Consider the following 21,168-nt stretch of genomic DNA (forward strand, 5'->3'; position numbering starts at 1 on the left):
ATAACCATGTTCACTTTCATCCTGCGGCGGCTGGCCGTGGTGATACCGACCTTTCTCGGCATCACCGTACTGGCCTTCGCGCTGATCCACCTGATTCCGGGCGACCCGGTGCTGGTCATGGTGGGCGAGCGCAAGCTAGACCCCGAGTTCTACAAGGCCGCAATGACGCGGCTGGGGCTGGATCAACCACTCTACCTGCAATACTGGCATTACCTGACCGGCATGCTGCACGGCAATCTGGGTGAATCCATCGTTACGCACGAGCCGGTGCTGAGCGAATTCCTCAAGCTGTTCCCCGCCACGCTGGAGCTGTCGATCTGCGCGATGATCTTTGCCACCGTGTTTGGCCTGGCGGCCGGCGTGATCGCCGCCACGCGGCGCGGCACGGTGCTGGACCATGGCGTGATGGGCGCCGCGCTCACCGGCTATTCGATGCCGATTTTCTGGTGGGGGCTGATCCTCATCATCGTGTTCTCGGTCAATCTGGGCTGGACGCCGGTTTCCGGCCGCATCGATCTGGAATTCGACATCGCCCCGCGCACCGGGCTGATGCTGATCGACACCCTGCTGGCGCACGATCTGGATGCCTTTAAATCCGCCGTCATGCATCTGATCCTGCCCTCCATCGTGCTGGGCACCATTCCGCTGGCGGTGATCGCGCGCATGACGCGCTCGGCCATGCTGGAAGTGCTGCGCGAGGACTATATCCGCACCGCGCGCGCCAAGGGCCTGTCGCCCGTACGCATCGTGCTGGTGCACGCATTGCGCAATGCGCTGATGCCGGTGGTCACCGTGATCGGCCTGCAAGTAGGCACCATGCTGGCCGGCGCAGTGCTGACCGAAACCATTTTCTCGTGGCCGGGCATCGGCAAATGGCTGATCGATTCGATCTCGCGCCGCGATTATCCGGTGGTGCAAGGCGGCATCCTGCTGGTCGCCACGCTCATCATTCTCGTCAACCTGCTGGTGGATGTGCTGTACGGCGTCATCAACCCGCGCATCCGCCACGCGAGGTAAGCCATGGCTGACAACACCCTGCCTACTCCGGCCTATCCGTCGCCACTGAAAGAATTCTGGCTGTCGTTCAAGGTCAATAAAGGCGCCACCGTGGCGCTGGTCTATTTCGTGCTGCTGGTGCTGGCCGCGCTGCTGGCGCCGTGGATCGCCCCGCACGCCCCGGCCGAGCAATACCGCGATGCCTTGCTGTCGCCCCCGCCCTGGGCAGGCGGCAACGCCTGGCGCTTCGTGCTGGGCACCGACGAGGTCGGCCGCGACATCCTCAGCCGCCTGCTGCACGGCGCAAGGCTGTCGCTGATGATCGGCTTTACCTCGGTGCTGCTGTCGCTGATTCCCGGCGTGGTGCTGGGGCTGGTGGCCGCGTTTTACCCCGGCAAGATCGGCACCGCCATCATGCGGCTGATGGACATCATGATGGCGCTGCCGTCCTTGCTGCTGGCCATTGCCATCGTGGCCGTACTCGGCCCGGGGCTGGGCAATACGGTATTGGCCATCGCCATCGTCGGCCTGCCGTCCTATGTGCGGCTGGCACGCGCGTCGGCCATGACCGAGCTGAACCGCGATTACGTGATTGCCAGCCGGCTGGCCGGTGCCGGCCAGCTGCGCTTGATGTTCGATACCGTGCTGCCCAACTGCATGGCGCCGCTGATCGTGCAGGCCACGCTGGGCTTTTCGTCGGCCATCCTCGACGCCGCCGCGCTGGGTTTTCTGGGTCTGGGCGCACCGCCACCGATGCCCGAGTGGGGCACCATGCTGGCCACCGCACGCGATTACATCCAGAGCGCGTGGTGGGTGGTGACCATGCCGGGTCTGGCCATCCTGATCACCGTGCTGGCGCTCAACCTGATGGGCGACGGCCTGCGCGATGCGCTCGACCCCAAGCTGAAGAAGGGCTGAGACCATGAGCCTGTTGCAAATTGAAAACCTGAGCGTGCAGTTCGGCGCCTTCCGTGCGGTCAACAACGTGAGCCTGACGGTGAACCGGGGCGAGATCCTTGGCATCGTCGGCGAATCGGGCTCGGGCAAGAGCGTGAGCATGCTGGCGCTGATGGGGCTGATCGACGCTCCCGGCGTGGTGACGGCCGACGCACTGCAGTTCGACGGGCAAGACCTGCTGCACGCCAGACCGGCGCAAAAGCGCAAGCTGATCGGCAAGGACGTGGCGATGATCTTCCAGGATGCGCTGTCCAGCCTCAACCCGGCCTTCACCATCGGCGCGCAGCTGGTGGAAACGCTCAAGCTGCACCTGGGTCTGTCCGGCGCGGCTGCGCGCAACCGCGCGCTGGAGCTGCTGGAACTGGTCGAGATACCCGACGCGCGCGCGCGGCTGGCGGCCTACCCGCACCAGCTGTCGGGCGGCATGAGCCAGCGCGTGATGATCGCCATGGCCATTGCCTGCAATCCCAAACTGCTGATCGCCGACGAACCGACCACCGCCCTCGACGTCACCGTACAGGCACAGATCATGGACCTGCTGGTGTCGCTGCAAAAGCAGCACGACATGGGCCTGATCCTGATCACCCACGACCTGGCCGTGGTGGCCGAGGTCGCCCAGCGCGTGGCGGTCATGTATGCCGGCGAGGTGGTGGAAACCAGCCCGGTGCCGGACATTTTCAGCACCCCGCGCCACCCGTATACGCAGGCACTGCTGGCATCGATCCCCGAGCACAGCAAGGGCGCCAGCCGGCTGGCCACCCTGCCCGGTGTGGTGCCGGGCCAGTACGACCGCCCGGCCGGCTGCCTGCTCAGCCCGCGCTGCCCCTATGTGCAGCCGCGCTGCCATACCGAACACCCGCCGCTGCAGGCCACGCCGCAAGGCACGGCGCGTTGCTTTTATGCGCTGAACGATGCCGGGAGCCCCACACATGGCTGATACCCAGACCAACAACACCGCACCGGTGATGATCGCGCGCGAACTGTCGCGCCACTACACCGTATCGCGCGGCTTTCTGCGCGGCCATGCCGACGTCAAGGCGCTCAACAATGTGTCATTCGAGCTGCAAGCCGGCAAGACGCTGGCCGTGGTGGGCGAATCCGGCTCGGGCAAATCGACGCTGGCGCGCCAGCTCACCTTGATCGAGCAGCCCTCGGGCGGCAGCCTGCAGATAGGCGGCGTGGAAATTGCCAATGCAGACCAATCCCAGCTGAAGGCGCTGCGCCCGCAAGTGCAGATGGTGTTCCAGAGCCCGTATGCCTCGCTCAACCCGCGCAAGCAGATCGGCGCCATGCTGGCCGAGCCACTCAAGCTCAACACCAGCCTTGATGCCGCTGCGCGCGAGGAAAAAGTCCGCGCGATGATGGCCAAGGTCGGCCTGCGCCCCGAGCACTATCACCGCTATCCGCACATGTTCTCGGGCGGCCAGCGCCAGCGCATTGCCATTGCCCGCGCCATGATGCTGCAGCCGCGCATCGTGATTGCCGACGAACCCACCTCGGCGCTCGATGTATCGATCCAGGCGCAAATCCTCAACCTGTTCATGGACTTGCAACAGGAGCTGGGCACCGCCTATGTGTTCATCAGCCATAATCTGGCTGTGGTAGAGCACGTGGCGGACGACGTGATGGTGATGTATTTCGGCAGCACGGTGGAATACGGCAGCAAGCAGGCCGTGTTTGCCAAGCCGTTGCACCCGTACACGCGCGCGCTGATGTCGGCCACGCCGGCCATCCATGCCAAGGATCGCGGCGCCAAGATCAAGCTGGAGGGCGAGTTGCCCTCACCACTCAACCCGCCGTCCGGCTGCGCCTTCCATGGCCGCTGCCCGTATGCGGCCGAACGCTGCAAGAGCGAGGTGCCGCAGTTGCGGCCGTTCGATGGCCAGCTGGTGGCCTGCCACCGGGTCGAGGAAATTACCGCGCGGCCGGACTGACTCACCGGCAGGCAGGTACACTGCACGATTGCATCCGGCCACGCCCATGACCCAACGCCGCCCACCCAGAAAACCTGCTGCCCCGCCGTCCACCGCCAAGGCGCTCAATGGCAGCGCTGCGCCGCTGGCCGCCAGGGCGCGCCCCAAGGCGGCCACTCCGGCCGCTGCGCCAAGCGGCAGCCGCGTGATGCTGGGGCGGGCGCTGTCCAAGCTGGGGTTTTGCTCGCGCACGCAGGCCGAGGTCCTGGTGGCCGCCGGCAAGGTCAGCGTGAACGGCAAGGTGGAGCACGACCTGAACCGCTGGGTGGACACCACGCAAGACAAGCTGGCCGTGGCTGGGCAGACCGTACAGCAACAGGCATTCGTCTACCTGATGCTGAACAAGCCGCGCGGCCTCGTTACCACCGCCGAAGACGAACGCGGCCGCGATACCGTCTACCAGTGTTTTGCCGATGCAAAGCTGCCGTGGCTGGGGCCGGTGGGCCGGCTGGATCAGGCCAGCGAGGGTCTGCTGCTGTTCAGCAACGATACGCGCTGGGCGGCGGCCCTCACCGACCCGGCCAGCCATCTGGACAAGACCTACCACGTGCAGATCGACCATGTGCCGGATGATGCCCTGCTGAACAAGCTGCGCGCCGGTGTGATCGAAGACGGCGAACGGCTGGCCGCCAAGCAGGCAACACTGCTGCGCAGTGGCGAGAAAAACGCCTGGCTGGAAATCGTGCTCGATGAAGGCCGCAACCGGCATATCCGCCGCCTGCTGGCCGCGCACGGCATTGCCACCCTGCGGCTGATGCGCGTGCGCATCGGCACTCTACAGCTGGGCGAGCTGGCCAAGGGGGCCTGGCGCATGCTGACCCCGGCCGAGGTTGCCGCGCTGCGCGTGGGCAAGGCCGCCAGCCAGCCAGCGCTGTCAACGCGCCGCAAGCCGTCGCGTTAAGCTGCTTACCGGTGCGCGCTTGCCGCTGGTAATGGCTTCATTTATCTCCCTCTTGCAATGAGCGTTCAAACGCCGGCCCTTGGCCGGCGTTTTTTTATGCCCGCGACAAAAGCCGCAAGATTTGCCTGATATATTCGGCACTCGCGCACGGATCGTTGCGCCAGGTGTAATCAACGGGAGTTTGCGCATGGGCATGGCTGCTTGCTTTGTTGCCGTAGATCCGGACTCGCTGCACAAGCTGCAGCAATCGCCGGCACTACTCGAAGGTTTTCTATACCCGGACGACGGCGACAGCGAACCGCCCAACTACATCGACGTCGACAAAGCATGGCACGGCATCCACTTCATGCTGACCGGCACGGACTATGGCGGCGCAGAGCCGCTATCGCTGGCCGTGCTGGGTGGCAAGGAAATCGGCGACGATGTGGGCTATGGCCCGGCGCGCGTGCTGGAACCGGCGCAGGTTCAAGCCGTTGCTGCCGCCCTGGCGACGATCAGCGAGCAGGATTTCCGCAGCCGCTTTGCGCCGCAAGCCATGGAGGCGGCGGATATCTATCCAGCCATCATCTGGGTGCGCGACGGGCAAGAAGCGCTGGACTACGTGGCCACATATTACGTGGAGCTGGCCAGCTTCTATGCTGCAGCTGCAGCGCGCGGGGACGGGGCCATCCTCTGGCTGTGCTGAGCACGCGATAGCGCGAGCCGGCCGCCCCTCGCCAGTCAACGTAGCCGCTGCATCACCGGCACCGCGTGGTCATAGAAATGCTTCCAGCCCTCGCACAGATAGCTCAAGTTGCCCTCGCCCGGCCGCGTCTTGAGCAAGCGGGTACGCGGGCATTCGCCGTAGCACAGCTTGAGGTGCGGGCAGCGGCGGCATTCGCCCGGCAGGCTGTTGAACTTGTCGAGGCCGAATTCCAGCTGGCGCAGCGAGAACACCATCTCGGACAGCGGCCGTTCGCCGATCTTGCCGATTTCGTATTCGGGGTAGACGTAGTGGTCGCATGAATAAACGCGGCCATCCTGCTCTACCGCCACATTCTTGCCGCAATAGGGACTGCTGGTGCACAGCATGGCCGGCTTGCCTTGCAGTTGCGCGATGGTGGTCTCGAACAGGTTGATGCGCACCTTGTTCAGGTCGCGCACGATCCATTCATCAAACACCGTGGCCAGAAAGCGGCCCCAGTCGGCCGAATCCACGCTCCAGTCGGTCACGATGGACAGCGGATGGCCCGGCTTGCTGCGCGGGCTGCCCACGGGCGCCAGCTGGGTCGATTCGACATGGCCCGGCGCCACCTGCTCAAACTGCGTGGGCTCGACGCAGGGGATGAACTGCATATAGCTCACGCCCAGCTCGTCGCGCAGGAAGCGGTATACCTCCAGCGGCTGCAGCGCGTTCTTGCGGTTGATCACGGTCAGCGTGCTGAACGGTACGCCGTATTTTTTCAGTACCTGCACGCCATTCATCACCGCATCAAAGCTGGATTTGCCGGCTTTGGTAGGGCGGTAGGCATCGTGCAACTCGCGCGGGCCGTCTATGCTCAGGCCAACCAGAAAACCAGCCTCGGCCAGAAACTCGCCCCATTCATCGTTGAGCAGGGTGCCGTTGGTTTGCAGGTCATTGGAGATGCGCCGGCCCGGCGGCGTGTGCCTGGCCTGCAGCGCCACGATACGGCGGAAGAAATCCACGCCAAGCAGAGTTGGCTCACCACCGTGCCAGGTGAACACGATTTCCTCGACATCCTGGCTGGCGATGTAATCGGCCACGAAGGTTTCCAGCAGGGCATCGCCGATGCGCTGGTTTTTCTGGTCCAGCAGCCCTTCCTTGCTCAGGTAGTAGCAGTAGTTGCAATCGAGGTTGCACGCAGAACCGACGGTCTTCACCGTGGCATGCATATAGCGGCTGACGCCCTGCCCCAGCTTGCCCTGGCCGGCATCGAGATAAGTCTGCAGTGCCTCGGGGCTGATATTGAGGCGTTTGGCGTGCTGCTGTGTTTCTACGCTGTACATGATGGCATCTCAGGCTGCCAGGCGTGGCAGCAGGGAGCGGCAGGCTTCGGCCATGCCGCGCAGTTGTTGGGTAAACGGCTTGTCCGCCGCTTGTTTACGTTGCAGTGCCGCAGCCAGTGCGGCATCGATCAGCGCCAGTTGCGCGCGCACGAATTGCGCACAGCGCGCCGGGCCATAAGCGGGATCGGCGGCCAGCAAGGCCAGCAGCGGCACCGGGGGGATCTGGTAAAAGCCGGCCTGCGGAATGCGCGCCCACAGTGCGACATCACGCAATGCATCAGTCAGCAACCGGTGCAGGGCATTGCCCCAGGCGGTCTTGTCGGCTGCCAGCGCGGCGCGGTGGCGCTGCAGATCATGCGCGTAGCCGACATCGGTCACCTGGGTGCCGTCGATCAGCAGCTGGCCAGCGCCCGCAGCGGCCGGGCTGATGCACGCAGCACGCGCGAAACCGGCGCTGCGACTGGCCAGCACCGCATGTTGCAGCCGGTCTGGCTGCAGCGCATCCAGCGGCACCACGTCGCAGGCCAGCGGCTTGCCGGCCGTGTGCAAGGTGCAGCGGCCATCGCCGCCCAGCGCCGGGCAGGTGCGCGTCGGATAGTCGGTGGCCAGCAGTGCAATCTGCAGCGCTGCGCCATTGGCAGCCGGGTATAGCAATTGTTCGAACAGCGCCTGCTGAGCGGCCACGTCGGCCACATCAGCAGCCACGCCCTCCACCGGCTGGCCGGCGCGCAAGGGCTGTACGCGGCGCAGGCCGAGCGTGATGATGAACTGCGCCTCGAAGCGCAGCGCTTCATCCAGGGTCAGCAACGGCGGCGTATTGCAGCACTGACCGCAGGCGGTGCACGCGAATGCATATGCACTGGCCGTAGCCGTCTGCGCATGAAGAGAAATGATATTGCTCATCGGTATGAAGACGGAGCGCATGGCAGCCGCCCGAAGGCGACCGCCATGGTTCATGCTGTTTCCTTATCTGTGCATCTGGTTCACGACGCCCCGCTTCGTGCCGCTGACGAGCCTGAGCGAGGCTCCCTCGCGGCGGCGAGGGCGGGGGGAGTGGAGTCGAACAGGGAGCGCCGGCGGGCAACGTCCGACGCCCGCAAGAACCCGGCCATGCCGGGTTCTTGATGCCGCTTATCCACCACAACGGGCACCAGATGCATCAAGGCGCTCAATAGTAACCACGCGGACGCAACGGGCTGACGCCGCCAACCGACGTCATATAGCTCTTCCATTGCTGGATCAGCGTGCTGGTCAGTTGCGGGTACTGCGCCGACAGGTCCTTGGTCTCGCCACGGTCCACGCTCAGGTCGAACAGCTCCCAGTGGCCGTCCAGCGGGCCGAACGGCGGCTCGGTAAAGCGCGCCTTCCAGCGGCCATCGGCACTGTAGATGGCAGTACGCCCGTAGCTTTCCTCGCCAAACGGCACCACGCGCACCGCGCTGCTGCTGTTTTGCTTGAGCGCATCGACCAGCGATTTGCCGGTCACCGGGTACACATTGCGACCGTTGTAGACCACCTTGCCGCTGTTCAGATCCTTGCCGGTGGCAGGATCGAGCTTGGGTGCTGCCGCCTGTGTCGGCAGCGTCACCTTGCCCAGCGCCAGGAAGGTGGCGGTGTTGTCGGTCACATGCGTAAAGCCGCTGAACGGTGGCAGGCCGGTTTTCTGGCCCGGCAGCTTGGCAATGGCCGGCGTGGAAATGCCACCCTCGCCCATATGGCCCTTGGTCTGCGCGAACGGCGTGGCGCTGACTTCACCCCAGCGGATGCCGTAGGCGAGGCCCGGCAGGCTGGCATAGCTGATGTCGGTGCCCAGCTTCTCGTACTTGCCTGGCTGCGCGTTGGCGGTATCGGTCGCAAGCGGGTCAGCGCCCGAATCGATCGGCCAGCCTTCCGCGCCGTTATCCGACTGGAACAGGATGAAGGTGTTGTCGTACTGACCGGTGTCCTTCAGGTGCTGGATCAAACGGCCGATGTTCCAATCGAGGTTGGACACCATGCCGGCGTAGATTTCCATGTAGCGCGCCTGTGCCTTCTTCTCGTCGGCGGTCAGGCTGGCCCACTTCTTCACTACGCGGCCCGGGCCGTAGTCGACAAAGCCGTCGGCAGCGGCATTGACGGCGCTGGTGTACTTGGCGCTGGCGGTGCCGTTGTTCGGCGTGGCAGTCGGACGCACCAGTGTTTCGGGCGAGCCGGTGCTGGCCGGCTGGCCGGCCGGGATGATGCCCAGCGCCTGCAGGCGGGCATAGCGCGCGGCCGCAATCGGCTCATAGCCTTGGTCGTATTTGCCCTTGTACTTGCTCAGCCAGGGTTCCGGCACCTGCAGCGGCCAGTGCGGCGAGGTATAGGCGGCGTAGGCGAAGAACGGTTTGCCGTCCTTGGCATTGCTGTCGATGTAGGAAATCAGCTTGTCGGTATAGAAATCGCTGGAGTAAAACACCGCCGGGCTGCCGCCCGTGCCACCCGGCTGGCCGGGTTGGCCCGGCTGCACGTAACGCCCGTCTTCGGTGTAGTTCTTCGAGCCGGCGGCTTCGTGGCCGAAATGGTTGCTGGCCGCGCCACCCAGCAGGGTGTAGCTGCGCTCGAAGCCCCACTGGTCCGGCGTCTTGCCGGCCGTTGCCGGGCCGCCGACGATGGACGAACCCAGATGCCACTTGCCGGCGATATAGGTGTGGTAGCCGTTGTCCTTGAGCAGTTGCGCCACCGACAGCGAGCTGTCGTTCAGATAGCCCTCGTAGCCCGGCAGACCCTTGCGTTCATCCTGCGGCGCACCCATGGTGCCCTCGCCCACCAGATGGTGGTCGGTACCGGAAATCAGCATCGAGCGCGTGATGGCGCTGACGGTGCCGGTGTGATGGTTGGTGAGGATGCGCCCGTCTGCCACCAGAGCATCCAGATTCGGCGTGTCGATTTCACCGCCGAAGGCATGGATGTCCGAATAGCCGAGGTCGTCGGCCATGATGTAGAGGATGTTGGGGCGGCCATCGGCCACCGAAGGGCTAGGGGTAGGCGTCGGATTGGCTGCGCTGCTGTCCGAGCTGTCGCAGCCGGCCAGCGCCAGACCGGCGACGATGGCGATGCACAGCGCGCTTTTCCCGAAGCGGCCGGGCAATTTGCCGTGTACAGGCATGATTCACTCCCTGAAGTGATCGTTATGGGAATGAACGATGCTAGCGATGCTCATTAAGTCCAATTAATACTTAATAAGCATCACCATAAAACAAATAGAACTATATGATCAGCAAACAATACAGAAAGGCATGTAAACCTTTGCCTTTATTGCCGTTCCTGCTGATGACAGCAGTGCTGCTTGCGCAGCAGCCGCACTGCTGGGTTATCCGCAGATGTGTGGTTTTTATGCAGATTGCCGACCACTACCGCATGTCCAGTGGTACCTCAAGTCCCGGCCAGAGCCGCTGACGAGCGATAGCGAGGCCCCCTCGCGGCGGCGAGGGCGGAGGGTGTGGAATCAATCAAAAGAGCGCCGTTGTTTCGCCCCCGGCAGCCGGTGAGCACCTGGCTTTGCCGGGCGCATGCTGCCGGTTGATCAACACCCGGCCCCCAAGGAAAGAAACAGGCGCTCAAGCCAGATGGCCCAGCCCGGCACGCGCCAGCAGGCTGGCGGTTTCATGCACCGGCAGGCCCATCACGCCGGTAAAGCTGCCCGAGAGCTGCGACACGAACAGCCCGCCCCAGCCCTGGATGCCATAGCTGCCGGCCTTGTCCATCGGCTCGCCACTGGCGACGTAGGCGGCGATCTGCGCCTCGGTCAGCGTGGCAAAGGTCACGTCGCTGACCGACAGCACCGCATCAATGTCATCGCCCCGGCATAGCGCCACGCCGGTCAGCACCTGATGCGTGCTGCCCGATAGCTGGCGCAGCATGGCGGCGGCATCGGCCGCGTCTTCCGGCTTGCCGAGGATGAGCGCGCCGAGCGCGACGGTGGTATCCGAACCCAGCACCGGCAGTGCCGGCTTGCCCTGCGCCTGCGCGGCCAGCCAGCCCGAGCGCGCCTTGGCGCGTGCCAGCCGCAGCACGTAGTCGTGCGGGTTTTCATCCTGCAGCACGGTTTCATCGACTGGCGCGCTGACGATTTCAAAGGTCACGCCGGTTTGCGCCAGCAGTTCGCGCCGGCGCGGGCTGGCAGAGGCAAGGTAGAGGTCGGTCATGCGGGGGTTCCGAAACAATATGAATATGTGAAATGAGCCAGCCGCTCATTCCCGGTGGTAAGGGTGGTTGTGCAGGATGGAATAGGCACGATAGAGCTGCTCGGCCAGCAGCACGCGCACCATGCCGTGCGGCAGGGTCATGGCCGACAGCTGCAGCAACTGGTCGGCACGCTGCTTCACGCTCGGGTCCAGCCCGTCGGTGCCGCCGATGATGAACACGGCATCGCGCCCGTCGGTGTGCCAGCCCTTCATCTTGTCGGCCAGCTGCATGGTGGTCCAGTTGGCGCCGCGCTCGTCCATGGCCAGCACGCGCGCGCCCTGCGGCACGGCGGCCAGGATGCGCTCGGCCTCCTCGGCCATCACCTGCTGCGGCGTTTTGCTGCCGGCGCGCTTGTCGGGCTTGAGTTCGATCAGGCTGAGCGCAAATTCGCGCGGCAGCCGCTTCTGGTATTCGGCAAAACCGTCTTCGATCCAGCCCGGCATTTTGTGGCCAACGGCAATGATGATGAGCTTCATGGCAGGCGCATCGCTAAAATGACACGATTTTACGCCAGAACCGCCGCCGCACCCCATGTCCGCCACCGATCCCGCCCACAGCCCCTATCCCGATTGCCTGACCCTGCACACGCCCGAGCCCGATCACGCGGCAGTGCTGCAGGTCGAGGCCGATTTCATCGTGGCCTACAAGCCGCCCGGCATGAGCTTCCACCGCGAGGGCGAGCTGCCCGGGCTGCTAGACCATTTGCGCGTGCTGCACGAGGGCGAGCTCTACCCGCTGCACCGGCTGGACCGGCTGACCTCGGGCCTGCTGCTGCTGGCACGCAACGCCGCAGCGGCCAGCGAATTCGGCAGCATGTTCGCCGCGCACCGGCTGGACAAATACTATCTGGCGCTGAGCGCGCGCGCGCCGCAAAAAAAGCAGGGCACGGTGGCCGGCGCCATGTTGCCGGCACGCGGCGGCAGCTGGCGGCTGGGCGAGGGGCAGGAACAATACGCGGTGACGCAGTTCTTCAGCCATGGCGTGGGCAATGGCCAGCGCCTGTTGCTGCTGCGCCCGCTATCCGGCCGCACCCACCAGCTGCGCGTGGCAATGAAAAGCCTGGGCGCGCCGCTGCTCGGCGATGTGCGCTATGGCGGCGCAGCGGCAGACCGCGGCTATCTGCATGCCTATGCACTGGCCTTTCTGTGGCGCGGCCAGCCGCATGCCTATCGGCTACCGCCGGCCGCCGGCATGCACTTCACCTCGCCGGCATTCAGTCAGCTGCTGAGCGGCATGTCATTGCCATGGGATTATGCGTGGCCAAGCCGCAAGAAATAAGTGACAGCAAAAAGTCAGCGCGACGTTAGAAACAAACAAAAAGACAATACCATTACAACAGCACGAAGCACGCCACTCGGCTGTTTTTTGCATAACAGACTACATTTCTGTACGTTATTTTCTTACATAAGAAAGCACTAATTGCTGCCATGCAGCATGAAAATATTAGACAAAAACTCATACTTATCAAAATGTTAACAACATGCATCGCACCAGCAGCATGCAGGTGCACAAGGGGAAATGTAGTTGTAGCTGTTTTTGTTACAAACGCACTTTCATGGCGTCAGGCAGGCTATTGACAAGCCGCAATACCTGCCCGCTAATCATCATCCATGGCTGGTATCTGCGGATGCACAGACCTGTAGCGCTGACATTCTTACCAAAGACTGACGAGCGCCGGCCACGGCGAAAAGCCGGGTCGACCCAAACAATGGATGGAGAGAGTAAATGCTCAATCGTTTCGCCCTGGCAGCCATTCCGGCTGCACTGTTTGCTGTTCATGCCTATGCCGCCTACCCGGCTTGGCAGGAAGGTACGACCTACACCGCCGGCACCTTCGTCAGCTACAACGGCCATGACTACAAATGTCTGGTTACGCACACTGCCTATGTAGGCGCCGGCTGGACCCCGTCCGGCACGCCGACACTGTGGCAGGATCAGGGCGTGAGCAGCGGTGGGACGCCGACTCCGGCGCCCACCGCAACCCTGCAGCCAACTGCGACACCGAAACCGACCGCAACACCGGTACCAACGGCCAGCCCGACTGCAGCACCGACAGCAACACCCAAGCCCACCGCCACACCGGCACCGACAGCTACCCCGCTGCCGACTGCGACCCCGGCCCCGACCGCTGCACCGACTGCCACACCGGCACCGTCGGCCGGTTGCTATACCGCGTGGAGCAGCAGCACTGCCTATAACGGTGGCGACAAGGTGACCTACAACGGCCGCAACTATCAGGCCAAGTGGTGGACCCAGAACAATATCCCGTCGTCGAACACCGGCGACGGCCTGCCGTGGACCGACCTCGGCGCCTGCGGCGGCGTGAACCCGACCGCGACACCCGCACCGACCGCTGCCCCGACAGCCACACCGAAGCCGACCGCCACTCCGGTACCGACTTCGACCCCGACAGCCACACCGACCAACACGCCGACGGCTACACCGAAACCGACAGCAACACCGGTTCCGACCGGCACACCGACCGCCACGCCGGCGCCGGTTGCCACCCCGGTGCCGACCTCGACCCCGGCTGCCTACAAGCCGCAGATCACTTACATCACCGCACCGGCCGGCTATCCGACCGATGCACAATTCAGCGCTGCAGAAACCGCACTGGCTTCGCAAGTCGGCACCGATTCGAGCACGCTGGCCCGCATCCGCGCCGCACTGGCCGTGCTGCCGGACGCACAAGTGAACGCAGTCACCGCCGGCAACAGCAACAACCCGGACAATGTGAAGCGCGTCGAGCGCATCATGAATGAAGCGAAGTTCGATTCGCTGTTCCCGGTGCGCAACGTGGCCTACACCTATGTGAACTTCCTGCGTGGCGTGGCCAAGTTCCCGGCGTATTGCACCACCTACACCGACGGCCGCGACAGCGATGCCATCTGCCGCAAGCTGCTGGCTACCTCGTTTGCCCACTTTGCGCAGGAAACCGGTGCCAACTGGCCGGCACTGACCCCGGCCACCGCGCGCACCTACCCGGCGCAGAACAACCCGGTGCTGGCGACCATGGACCAGAACACCGCCATCCCGTCGTACAAGCAGGCACTGTGGTATCTGCGTGAGTCGGGTTACAACGAAGGCTCAGCAGTTGGCGCATACCAGGATTGCTTCCGTGGCGCCGGCAGCTCGATCTTCTCGATCTTCTACCCGTGCGGCCAGAACTCGGCCGGCCAGACGCTCGATTACTTCGGCCGTGGCTCCAAGCAGCTGTCGTGGAACTACAACTTTGGCCCGTTCAGCAAATCGCTGTATGGCGACGTGAACGTGCTGCTGGACAACCCGGGCCAGGTTGCCGACACCTGGCTGAATTTTGCCTCGGCCATCTGGTTTGCCGTGTATCCGCAATCGCCCAAGCCGCCAATGACCTGGGTGGTTGACGGTACTTGGGTGCCGAACGCAGTGGACGTGGCCAACGGCATGAGCCCTGGCTTTGGCGCCACCGTGCAGATCATCAACGGCGGCATCGAGTGCGGTGGCGGCGGTGCTGAAAAATCGCAGGTGCAGAACCGTATCGCAGCCTACAAATCGTTCACTGCCGAGCTGGGCGTGACGATTCCGGCCAACGAAGTACTGGGTTGCGCCAACATGAAGGGCTTCCAGCCGGGCTCGGCCGCGGCCACCAAGACCTATCTGGACAAGAACTGGGGCTACAACGCCAACAACCCGGGCGGCGTGAGCTGGGCGTGCTCGCTGGTGGATTACCAGATGCCGTTCTCGCTGGCCAACCCGGGCGATTACAAGCAATGCGTCGATTACATGTTCCGTGGCCAGGTGAAGTTCAATGGCCAGGTCGTGATCGACAACACCAAGTAACAACCGAGCAGCAGGAACTTGAACGGCGACCTTAGGGTCGCCGTTTTTTTATCTACTTAAGCTCGCACCAGTTATTGCGATAACGATCAAGCTACCTTGGCTTGCACGATTTCTTTAGGGCGCCTGGCCAGCAGGTACACCGCCAAGCCAACTGCACTCAAACCGGCCCCCAGCACCGACACCCCCAGCCAGCCAGCATGCGCATAAGCCAGCGCCGACAGCAACGAACCACTGGCGCCGCCGATGAAATAGCTGGTCATATAGGCCGAGGTGATGCGGCTGCGTGCCTCGGGGCGCAGTTTGTAGATCACGCTCTGGTTGCTCACGTGAATGGCTTGCACGGCGAAATCGAGCACCAGGATGCCGATGATGAAGGCAATGATCGACGACGGCGCGAACGCAATCGGCAGCCACGACAGCAGCAGGCTACCCAGACCCCACAAGGTGCTGCGCTCGGCATGGCCGCGATCTGCCCAGTGGCCGGTCTGGCGTGCAGCCAGCGCACCGGCGGCGCCCACCAGACCGAACAGCCCGATCATGGCTTCGGAAAAATGATACGGCGGCGCGCTGAGCAAAAAGGCCATCGGTGTCCACAACACGCTGAAAATCGCGAACGACAGCCCGCCCAGCAATGCACGCAGGCGCAACTGCGGAAACTCGACCATCAGCCCCCAGACCGAGGCCAGCAGCTGCGGGTAGCTCAGCCGGTTGGCTTCCTTGTGCTCGGGCAGCGCACGCCACAGCGCAACGGCGGTCAGCAGCAGCAGCGGGGCGGCCACCCAGTAGACGGTGCGCCAGCCACCCAGCCCGGCCAGCAGGCCGGCCACGGTGCGCGCCAGCAAGATGCCCAGCAGCAGGCCGCTCATGATGGTGCCCACTACCTTGCCACGTTGCTCCGGCTCGGCCAGCGTGGCCGCGAACGGCAGCAGGATTTGCGCCACCACCGACAGCAAGGCGGTGAGCGCCGTGCCCAGCAGCACCATGCCGATATGGTTGGCGCTGCCGGTAATCAGCAGCCCCAGCGCAGCCAATACCGTCATGCCGACGATGAGCTTGCGCCGTTCGAGCAGATCGCCCAGCGGCACCAGCAGCACCAGCCCGACAGCGTAACCGAGCTGCGCAGCAGTGACGATGAAGCCCGCCGCGCCCAGGGTAATGCCAAAGGTGGTGGCCAGCGTTTGCAGCAGCGGCTGCGCGTAGTAGTTACTGGCAACGGCAAGGCCGGTGGCAAAGGCCATCAGCCCCACCAGCGCGGGGGTCAGTACGGGTTTTGTTGTCATTTGGCAGCTCCAGTTACCTGCAGCGCAGTATGCGTGTGGCCTTATCCATGACACCAATGTATTGTTTTCATTCCATCCATCGTTTTTTGAGATGACATGAACCTGCGCCAGATTGCCTATGCCGTTGCAGTGGCCGAGGAAGAAAACTTCACCCGCGCTGCCGAGCGCTGCCATACCGTGCAATCGGCACTCAGCCACCAGATTGCGCGGCTGGAAGAGGAACTGGGCGCGCAGCTGTTCGAACGCAGCTCGCGCCGCGTGCGCCTTACCCCGGCCGGCCATGCCTTTCTGCCCGCCGCGCGACAGTTGCTGCACAGCGAGCAACGCATCCGCGATGAAGTGGCCGCTGCCACCGGGCAGATCCGTGGCTCGCTGGTGGTGGGGCTGATTTCGGCGCTCACCGTGGTCGATACCGTCGATCTGCTCGGCCGTTTCAACACGCTGCACCCGCGCGTGGACGTGCGGCTGGCATCGGGCATGAGCGAAAACCTGCTGGTGGACGTGCGCGAGCACCGCAGCGATGTGGCCTTTGTCGGACTATGGCCGGGCGAGCGCATCGAGGGGCTGAATACGCTACTGCTGGCCGACGAAGCGCTGGTGGCGGTGATGCTGCCCGACCACCCGCTGGCGCAGGGCGGCAAGGTGTCGCTGCGCGATCTGTCGGTGCAGCGCTGCGTCGATTACCGTGCCGGCAGTGGTGCGCGGCGTCAGACCGACGAGGCCTATGCCGCTGCCGGCCATGCGCGCCATGTGCATTTCGAGGTCGATCACGCCACCCTGCTGGAGCGCATCGTGCGGCGCGGCCTTGCCATCGGCATGGTGCCGGCGGAAACCGCCGTGGGCATGCAGGGCCTGGCCATCGTGCCGGTGTGCGATGCGCCGCGCCGCCGCGTGTATTGCGTGTGGGCGCAACACCCCACGCCGGCCGCCATTGCCTTTATCGACATGGTGAAAACGCAGACCGCCGCAGTGCGCGATGCCTTGCAGACACGCATGGCCGAGCACGTGTAACGAATGCACAGCAGCGGCATCAACAGCGCTATCATCCGGGCTGATTTTCCAACTTCCTGCGCCACCCATGCCCACCACCATCCCTGCCCTCGCCCGTGACCTCCAGCCTGCGCTGCAACACAAGCTGGACCGCAAGACCAAGCCAATGGGCAGCCTGGGCCGGCTGGAAGCGCTGGCGCTGCAACTGGGCCTGATCCAGCAGCGGCTGGACCCGCAAATCGTCCAGCCCACCATGCTGGTATTTGCCGGTGACCATGGCCTGGCGCGTGCCGGCGTCAGCCCCTTTCCGCCCGAAGTCACGCCTCAGATGGTGCTCAACTTCCTGTCCGGCGGCGCTGCCGTCAACGTGCTGTGCCGTGCCAACGGGCTGGACTTCAAGGTGGTGAATGCCGGGGTAAACTACAAGTTTGCCCCGCACCCGCTGCTGATCGACGTACCGCTGGCACACGGAACAGCCAGCAGCCTGGATGGCCCGGCCATGACGCGCGAACAGGCCGAACTGGCGCTGCAACGCGGCGCGGACATCGTAGCCGGGCTGGCCGCGCAGGGTTGCACCGTGCTGGCGCTGGGCGAGATGGGCATAGGCAATACCTCGGCCGCTTCGCTGTTGATGGCGCAGCTGACCGACGTACCGCTGGCCGACTGCACCGGGCGCGGCACCGGGCACGACGACGACGGGCTGGCGCGCAAACTGGCCGTCCTGCAGCAGGTGCAGGCGCGCCATGCAAGCCTGAGTGCCCCGCTGGACATCCTCGCCGCCGTGGGCGGTTTCGAGATCGCCATGATGGCGGGTGCGTATCTGGCCGGCGCGGCCAGCGGCATGCTGCTGCTGGTGGATGGCTTCATCGCCACTGCCGCGCTGCTGGTGGCCAGCCGCATCAACCCGGCCGTGCTGGACTACTGTGCCTATGCGCATTGCTCGGGCGAGCAGGGCCACCGCCGCCTGCTGGCCGAGCTGAGTGGCGAGCCGCTGCTTGATCTGGGCCTGCGCCTGGGCGAAGGCAGCGGTGCCGCCACGGCCTTTCCGCTGCTGCGTGCGGCCGCAGCCATTCTCAACGAAATGGCCTCGTTCGAATCGGCTGGCGTGAGCGACAAGGATGGCTGAGCAGCCGCTGAACGCGCTGCAACGCAGCCTGCGCCCGCCGCTGGTGGCGCTGGCCTATTTCACCCGCATCCCCATTCCGGCCTGGGTAGGCTACCGCGACGACGATCTGGACCGCGCCGCGCGCTGGTTTCCGCTGATCGGCATCGCGGTGGGCTGCATCGTGGCGCTGGTGTGGTGGCTGGGTGTACACGTTTTTCCGCTGCGCGTTGCGCTGGGGCTGAGCCTGGTGGCCAGCGTGCTGCTCACCGGCGCATTCCATGAAGACGGCCTTGCCGACGCCATCGATGGTTTCGGCGGCGGCTATACGCGCGAGCGGGTGCTGGAAATCATGCACGACTCGCGCATTGGCAGCTTTGGCGCCATCGCACTCATCCTCGCACTGTGGCTGAAACTGGAAGCGCTGGCAGCACTGCCGCAAGCATGGATCGCCCCGGCACTGGTTGCCGCACACGCGGCCAGCCGCTGGCTTGCGGTCAGCCTTTTGTGCACGCTCGACTACGTGCGCCCCGAGGGCAAGGCCAAGCCGGTGGCCACACGTCTGGGCGGTGCCGGCCTGCTGATTGCCACCGTGTGTGGCCTGCTGCCACTGGGCCTGCTGCCGGGCTGGCAGGCCGCCCTGCTGGCGTTGCCACTGCTGGCGCTGCTGCGCATCGCAGTGAGCCGTTACCTGCGCCAGCGCATCGGTGGCTATACCGGCGATGCCTTGGGCATGACACAACAACTGGCCGAACTGCTGCTCTATCTGGGCTGGCTGGCCTGGGTGCACAACGCATGGCGCTTTATCTGATCCGCCACTTTCCGCCGCGCATTGCCGCCGGCGTGTGCTACGGCCGCCTGGACATCCCCCTGCTCGACCCGGCGGATGCCAGCCCGCTGCGCGCGCAGTTGCCGGCGCAATTCATCTGCCACAGCAGCCCGCTGCAGCGCTGCCGGCTGCTGGCCGAAGCCCTCACGCCGCGCCCCGTGATCGACCCGCGCTTGCAGGAAATGGATTTCGGCCGCTGGGAGGGCCTGCGCTGGGATGATATTGGCCCGGCCACGCTTGATCACTGGATCGCCAGCGGTTACGACGCGGTGCACGGCGGCGAAAGCCTGCGCCAGCTGCAGCAGCGCGCGTATGAATGGGCTGGCGAGGCCGCCAGCACTGGCGGCGACGTGGTGGCCCTCACGCACTCGGGCGTGATCCGCGTGCTGCTGGCGGCGCGCTATGGCTGGCAGGTGGAACAGATGCTCAGCCACAGCGTACCCTGCGGCAGCGTCACCATCCTCGACTGGAGAGCCCGATGAGCATCACCCTGATCCTGGGCGGCGCGCGCTCGGGCAAAAGCCGCCATGCAGAACAACTGGCGCAGGCCAGCGGCAAGGCGGTGACGGTGATCGCCACCGCCACGGCGGGCGATGCCGAAATGGCGGCGCGCATAGTCCGCCACCGGCAGGATCGGCCCGCCCAGTGGCAGGTGGTCGAAGAACCCTGCGCACTGGGCAGTGCCATCCTGCACGCTGCCGCACCAGACCGGCTGGTGCTGGTGGATTGCCTGACCTTGTGGCTGGCCAATACGCTGTTCGGCAGCGACAGCCATGCCGAAGACGCCATCCCCGCCCCCTCGCCGCTGTTCGAGCATGAACGCAGCGCTTTGCTGGCGGCCTTGGCCCAAGCTACTGGCGATGTGGTGCTGGTGAGCAACGAAATCGGTCTGGGCGTGGTGCCGCTGGGTGCCGGCAACCGGCTGTTCGTCGACGAGGCCGGCCGGCTGAATCAGGCAGTGGCGGCGGCCAGCCAGCGGGTGTTCTTTATCGCTGCTGGCCTGGCCCTGCCACTCAAAGGCTGATTAGCGCTCGCTATCGAGGTGGGCCATCTGCTGCGCCATATAGCGCTCGCCCGCTGCCGCACCGGCCGGTACTGCCGCCTCGATGCGTGCCAGATCGGTGGCCGATAGCTGCAAGGTGGCCGCGCCCAGCGATTCGGCCAGCCGCTCGCGGCGGCGTGCACCGATCAGCGGCACGATATCGTCACCACGCGAGCGCACCCAGGCAATCGCCACTTGCGCCACCGTGGCGCCCAGGTCGGCCGCCACTGCGCGCAGTGCCTCGACCAGTGCCAGATTATGCGCCAGGTTGTCTGCGCCAAAACGCGGACTGACGCTGCGGAAGTCGCCCTTGGCGAGCTGCGTATCGGCAGCCCAATGCCCGCTGATCAGGCCGCGCGACAGCACGCCATAGGCGGTGATGCCGATGCCCAGCTCACGGCAAGCGGGCAGGATCTCGGCCTCGATCCCGCGCGAGATCAGCGAATACTCGATCTGCAGGTCGGAAATCGCATGCACGGCCGCCGCGCGGCGTATGGTATCCGCGCCGGTTTCGGACAAGCCGATATGGCGCACCCAGCCCGCCTTGACCAGATCGGCAATCGCACCGATGGTGTCCTCGATCGGCACATCCGGATCGACGCGCGACAGGCGATAGATGTCGATGTAATCGGTACGCAGGCGGCGCAGCGAATAGGCGGCAAAGTTCTTCACTGCCTGCGGGCGGCCGTCGTAGCCCAGCCAGTTGCCGGCGTAATCGCGCAGCGCGCCGAACTTCACGCTCAGCTGCACCTGCTCGCGCTTGCGGCCCTTGAGTGCATCACCGATCAGCATTTCGTTGTGGCCCATGCCGTAGAAATCACCGGTATCGAGCAGGGTGATGCCGGCATCCAGCGCTGCATGCAGGGTGGCAATGCTCTCGGCCTCGTCGGCCGGGCCATACAGGTCGGACATGCCCATGCAGCCCAGACCCAGGGCAGAGACTTGCGGGCCATTGCGGCCCAGGGTGCGCTTTTCCATTTCCGGTTTCCTTTGCGTTCAGTTGAAGGCATCCGGCAGCCTGGCCGCCGTGACGTTTGGAACTGAGACGGATTGTGCGCCGACCTGC

20 protein-coding genes are annotated in these 21,168 nt (G+C 64.8%); 13 read left to right on the forward strand and 7 right to left on the reverse strand.

Going from position 1 to position 21,168, the window contains the following annotated elements; all coding sequences use genetic code 11:
• The first annotated feature begins 6 nt into the window (after positions 1-6).
• The 6 genes from B9A19_RS12635 to B9A19_RS12660 all read left to right on the forward strand — a co-directional run bounded on the left by B9A19_RS12635 (position 7) and on the right by B9A19_RS12660 (position 5,512).
• A complete protein-coding gene (locus tag B9A19_RS12635; protein ID WP_084091160.1) occupies positions 7-1,017 on the forward strand; it encodes an ABC transporter permease subunit in 1,011 nt (336 codons plus the stop codon).
• A 3-nt stretch (positions 1,018-1,020) separates the two neighbouring features.
• Positions 1,021-1,914 carry an ABC transporter permease subunit gene (locus B9A19_RS12640; RefSeq protein WP_084091161.1) on the forward strand — a complete coding sequence of 298 codons (894 nt, stop codon included), beginning with the start codon at positions 1,021-1,023 and terminating at the stop codon, positions 1,912-1,914.
• Positions 1,915-1,918: 4 nt separating this feature from the next.
• Positions 1,919-2,890, forward strand: coding sequence for an ABC transporter ATP-binding protein (locus tag B9A19_RS12645; protein ID WP_084091162.1), 972 nt, complete (start codon positions 1,919-1,921; stop codon positions 2,888-2,890).
• Positions 2,883-3,887 (forward strand): peptide ABC transporter ATP-binding protein, encoded by a 1,005-nt coding sequence (locus tag B9A19_RS12650; RefSeq protein ID WP_084091163.1) that lies wholly within the window; start codon positions 2,883-2,885, stop codon positions 3,885-3,887. Before B9A19_RS12645 ends, B9A19_RS12650 begins: the two co-directional genes overlap by 8 nt.
• 46 nt (positions 3,888-3,933) lie before the next feature.
• Complete coding sequence (locus tag B9A19_RS12655) at positions 3,934-4,827, forward strand: pseudouridine synthase (RefSeq protein WP_084091164.1); 894 nt, start codon at positions 3,934-3,936, stop codon at positions 4,825-4,827.
• A gap of 187 nt (positions 4,828-5,014) precedes the next feature.
• Positions 5,015-5,512, forward strand: coding sequence for a YfbM family protein (locus B9A19_RS12660; protein ID WP_084091165.1), 498 nt, complete (start codon positions 5,015-5,017; stop codon positions 5,510-5,512).
• Between the two features lie 35 nt (positions 5,513-5,547).
• On the opposite strand, the gene B9A19_RS12665 is transcribed toward B9A19_RS12660, so the two are convergent.
• From B9A19_RS12665 to rlmH, 5 genes are all read right to left on the reverse strand, one after another.
• Positions 5,548-6,834: an anaerobic sulfatase maturase gene (locus B9A19_RS12665; protein WP_084091166.1), complete on the reverse strand. Its 1,287-nt coding sequence runs from the start codon at positions 6,832-6,834 to the stop codon at positions 5,548-5,550.
• Between the two features lie 9 nt (positions 6,835-6,843).
• On the reverse strand, positions 6,844-7,758 hold the full coding sequence (locus tag B9A19_RS12670; RefSeq protein ID WP_139798818.1) for a YkgJ family cysteine cluster protein: 915 nt from the start codon (positions 7,756-7,758) through the stop codon (positions 6,844-6,846).
• A gap of 244 nt (positions 7,759-8,002) precedes the next feature.
• The gene (locus B9A19_RS12675; protein WP_084091168.1) at positions 8,003-9,961 is read right to left on the reverse strand and encodes an arylsulfatase; all 1,959 of its coding nucleotides are present in this window, start codon (positions 9,959-9,961) and stop codon (positions 8,003-8,005) included.
• Between the two features lie 451 nt (positions 9,962-10,412).
• Positions 10,413-11,000, reverse strand: coding sequence for a Maf family protein (locus B9A19_RS12680; protein WP_084091169.1), 588 nt, complete (start codon positions 10,998-11,000; stop codon positions 10,413-10,415).
• 45 nt (positions 11,001-11,045) lie between these two features.
• Complete coding sequence (rlmH, locus tag B9A19_RS12685; RefSeq protein WP_084091170.1) at positions 11,046-11,516, reverse strand: 23S rRNA (pseudouridine(1915)-N(3))-methyltransferase RlmH; 471 nt, start codon at positions 11,514-11,516, stop codon at positions 11,046-11,048.
• 55 nt (positions 11,517-11,571) lie between these two features.
• Here rlmH and B9A19_RS12690 point away from each other — a divergent pair, with 55 nt between their 5' ends.
• Positions 11,572-12,318: a pseudouridine synthase gene (locus B9A19_RS12690; protein ID WP_139798819.1), complete on the forward strand. Its 747-nt coding sequence runs from the start codon at positions 11,572-11,574 to the stop codon at positions 12,316-12,318.
• 447 nt (positions 12,319-12,765) lie between these two features.
• Positions 12,766-14,859 carry a carbohydrate-binding protein gene (locus tag B9A19_RS22790; RefSeq protein WP_139798820.1) on the forward strand — a complete coding sequence of 698 codons (2,094 nt, stop codon included), beginning with the start codon at positions 12,766-12,768 and terminating at the stop codon, positions 14,857-14,859.
• 86 nt (positions 14,860-14,945) lie between these two features.
• On the opposite strand, the gene B9A19_RS12710 is transcribed toward B9A19_RS22790, so the two are convergent.
• The gene (locus B9A19_RS12710) at positions 14,946-16,139 is read right to left on the reverse strand and encodes an MFS transporter (RefSeq protein ID WP_084091171.1); all 1,194 of its coding nucleotides are present in this window, start codon (positions 16,137-16,139) and stop codon (positions 14,946-14,948) included.
• A gap of 96 nt (positions 16,140-16,235) precedes the next feature.
• On the opposite strand from B9A19_RS12710, the gene B9A19_RS12715 reads away from it, so the two are divergent.
• The 5 genes from B9A19_RS12715 (at position 16,236) to cobU (ending at position 20,084) form a co-directional block, all read left to right on the forward strand.
• Complete coding sequence (locus B9A19_RS12715; protein ID WP_084091172.1) at positions 16,236-17,150, forward strand: LysR family transcriptional regulator; 915 nt, start codon at positions 16,236-16,238, stop codon at positions 17,148-17,150.
• A gap of 67 nt (positions 17,151-17,217) precedes the next feature.
• Positions 17,218-18,255 carry a nicotinate-nucleotide--dimethylbenzimidazole phosphoribosyltransferase gene (gene cobT / locus B9A19_RS12720; RefSeq protein ID WP_084091173.1) on the forward strand — a complete coding sequence of 346 codons (1,038 nt, stop codon included), beginning with the start codon at positions 17,218-17,220 and terminating at the stop codon, positions 18,253-18,255.
• The gene (locus tag B9A19_RS12725; protein WP_084091174.1) at positions 18,248-19,042 is read left to right on the forward strand and encodes an adenosylcobinamide-GDP ribazoletransferase; all 795 of its coding nucleotides are present in this window, start codon (positions 18,248-18,250) and stop codon (positions 19,040-19,042) included. Before cobT ends, B9A19_RS12725 begins: the two co-directional genes overlap by 8 nt.
• The gene (locus B9A19_RS12730; protein ID WP_084091175.1) at positions 19,027-19,542 is read left to right on the forward strand and encodes a histidine phosphatase family protein; all 516 of its coding nucleotides are present in this window, start codon (positions 19,027-19,029) and stop codon (positions 19,540-19,542) included. Before B9A19_RS12725 ends, B9A19_RS12730 begins: the two co-directional genes overlap by 16 nt.
• On the forward strand, positions 19,539-20,084 hold the full coding sequence (gene cobU / locus B9A19_RS12735) for a bifunctional adenosylcobinamide kinase/adenosylcobinamide-phosphate guanylyltransferase (RefSeq protein ID WP_084091176.1): 546 nt from the start codon (positions 19,539-19,541) through the stop codon (positions 20,082-20,084). The genes B9A19_RS12730 and cobU overlap by 4 nt, the downstream gene beginning before the upstream one ends.
• Here cobU and B9A19_RS12740 read toward each other — a convergent pair whose 3' ends face one another.
• Positions 20,085-21,080 (reverse strand): aldo/keto reductase, encoded by a 996-nt coding sequence (locus B9A19_RS12740; RefSeq protein WP_084091177.1) that lies wholly within the window; start codon positions 21,078-21,080, stop codon positions 20,085-20,087. It lies immediately after the preceding gene.
• Positions 21,081-21,168: the final 88 nt, after the last annotated feature.

The sequence above is a fragment of the Andreprevotia lacus DSM 23236 genome, from assembly GCF_900176275.1.
In the GTDB taxonomy this organism is placed as follows: domain Bacteria; phylum Pseudomonadota; class Gammaproteobacteria; order Burkholderiales; family Chitinibacteraceae; genus Andreprevotia; species Andreprevotia lacus.

What these genes read in the sequence shown, in the direction of transcription:
- B9A19_RS12635 (WP_084091160.1), top strand. Translation starts at nt 7, where the DNA reads ATGTTCACTTTCATCCTGCGGCGGCTGGCCGTGGTGATACCGACCTTT.
- B9A19_RS12640 (WP_084091161.1), top strand. Translation starts at nt 1,021, where the DNA reads ATGGCTGACAACACCCTGCCTACTCCGGCCTATCCGTCGCCACTGAAA.
- B9A19_RS12645 (WP_084091162.1), top strand. Translation starts at nt 1,919, where the DNA reads ATGAGCCTGTTGCAAATTGAAAACCTGAGCGTGCAGTTCGGCGCCTTC.
- B9A19_RS12650 (WP_084091163.1), top strand. Translation starts at nt 2,883, where the DNA reads ATGGCTGATACCCAGACCAACAACACCGCACCGGTGATGATCGCGCGC.
- B9A19_RS12655 (WP_084091164.1), top strand. Translation starts at nt 3,934, where the DNA reads ATGACCCAACGCCGCCCACCCAGAAAACCTGCTGCCCCGCCGTCCACC.
- B9A19_RS12660 (WP_084091165.1), top strand. Translation starts at nt 5,015, where the DNA reads ATGGGCATGGCTGCTTGCTTTGTTGCCGTAGATCCGGACTCGCTGCAC.
- B9A19_RS12665 (WP_084091166.1), bottom strand. Translation starts at nt 6,834, where the DNA reads ATGTACAGCGTAGAAACACAGCAGCACGCCAAACGCCTCAATATCAGC.
- B9A19_RS12670 (WP_139798818.1), bottom strand. Translation starts at nt 7,758, where the DNA reads ATGCGCTCCGTCTTCATACCGATGAGCAATATCATTTCTCTTCATGCG.
- B9A19_RS12675 (WP_084091168.1), bottom strand. Translation starts at nt 9,961, where the DNA reads ATGCCTGTACACGGCAAATTGCCCGGCCGCTTCGGGAAAAGCGCGCTG.
- B9A19_RS12680 (WP_084091169.1), bottom strand. Translation starts at nt 11,000, where the DNA reads ATGACCGACCTCTACCTTGCCTCTGCCAGCCCGCGCCGGCGCGAACTG.
- rlmH (WP_084091170.1), bottom strand. Translation starts at nt 11,516, where the DNA reads ATGAAGCTCATCATCATTGCCGTTGGCCACAAAATGCCGGGCTGGATC.
- B9A19_RS12690 (WP_139798819.1), top strand. Translation starts at nt 11,572, where the DNA reads ATGTCCGCCACCGATCCCGCCCACAGCCCCTATCCCGATTGCCTGACC.
- B9A19_RS22790 (WP_139798820.1), top strand. Translation starts at nt 12,766, where the DNA reads ATGCTCAATCGTTTCGCCCTGGCAGCCATTCCGGCTGCACTGTTTGCT.
- B9A19_RS12710 (WP_084091171.1), bottom strand. Translation starts at nt 16,139, where the DNA reads ATGACAACAAAACCCGTACTGACCCCCGCGCTGGTGGGGCTGATGGCC.
- B9A19_RS12715 (WP_084091172.1), top strand. Translation starts at nt 16,236, where the DNA reads ATGAACCTGCGCCAGATTGCCTATGCCGTTGCAGTGGCCGAGGAAGAA.
- cobT (WP_084091173.1), top strand. Translation starts at nt 17,218, where the DNA reads ATGCCCACCACCATCCCTGCCCTCGCCCGTGACCTCCAGCCTGCGCTG.
- B9A19_RS12725 (WP_084091174.1), top strand. Translation starts at nt 18,248, where the DNA reads ATGGCTGAGCAGCCGCTGAACGCGCTGCAACGCAGCCTGCGCCCGCCG.
- B9A19_RS12730 (WP_084091175.1), top strand. Translation starts at nt 19,027, where the DNA reads ATGGCGCTTTATCTGATCCGCCACTTTCCGCCGCGCATTGCCGCCGGC.
- cobU (WP_084091176.1), top strand. Translation starts at nt 19,539, where the DNA reads ATGAGCATCACCCTGATCCTGGGCGGCGCGCGCTCGGGCAAAAGCCGC.
- B9A19_RS12740 (WP_084091177.1), bottom strand. Translation starts at nt 21,080, where the DNA reads ATGGAAAAGCGCACCCTGGGCCGCAATGGCCCGCAAGTCTCTGCCCTG.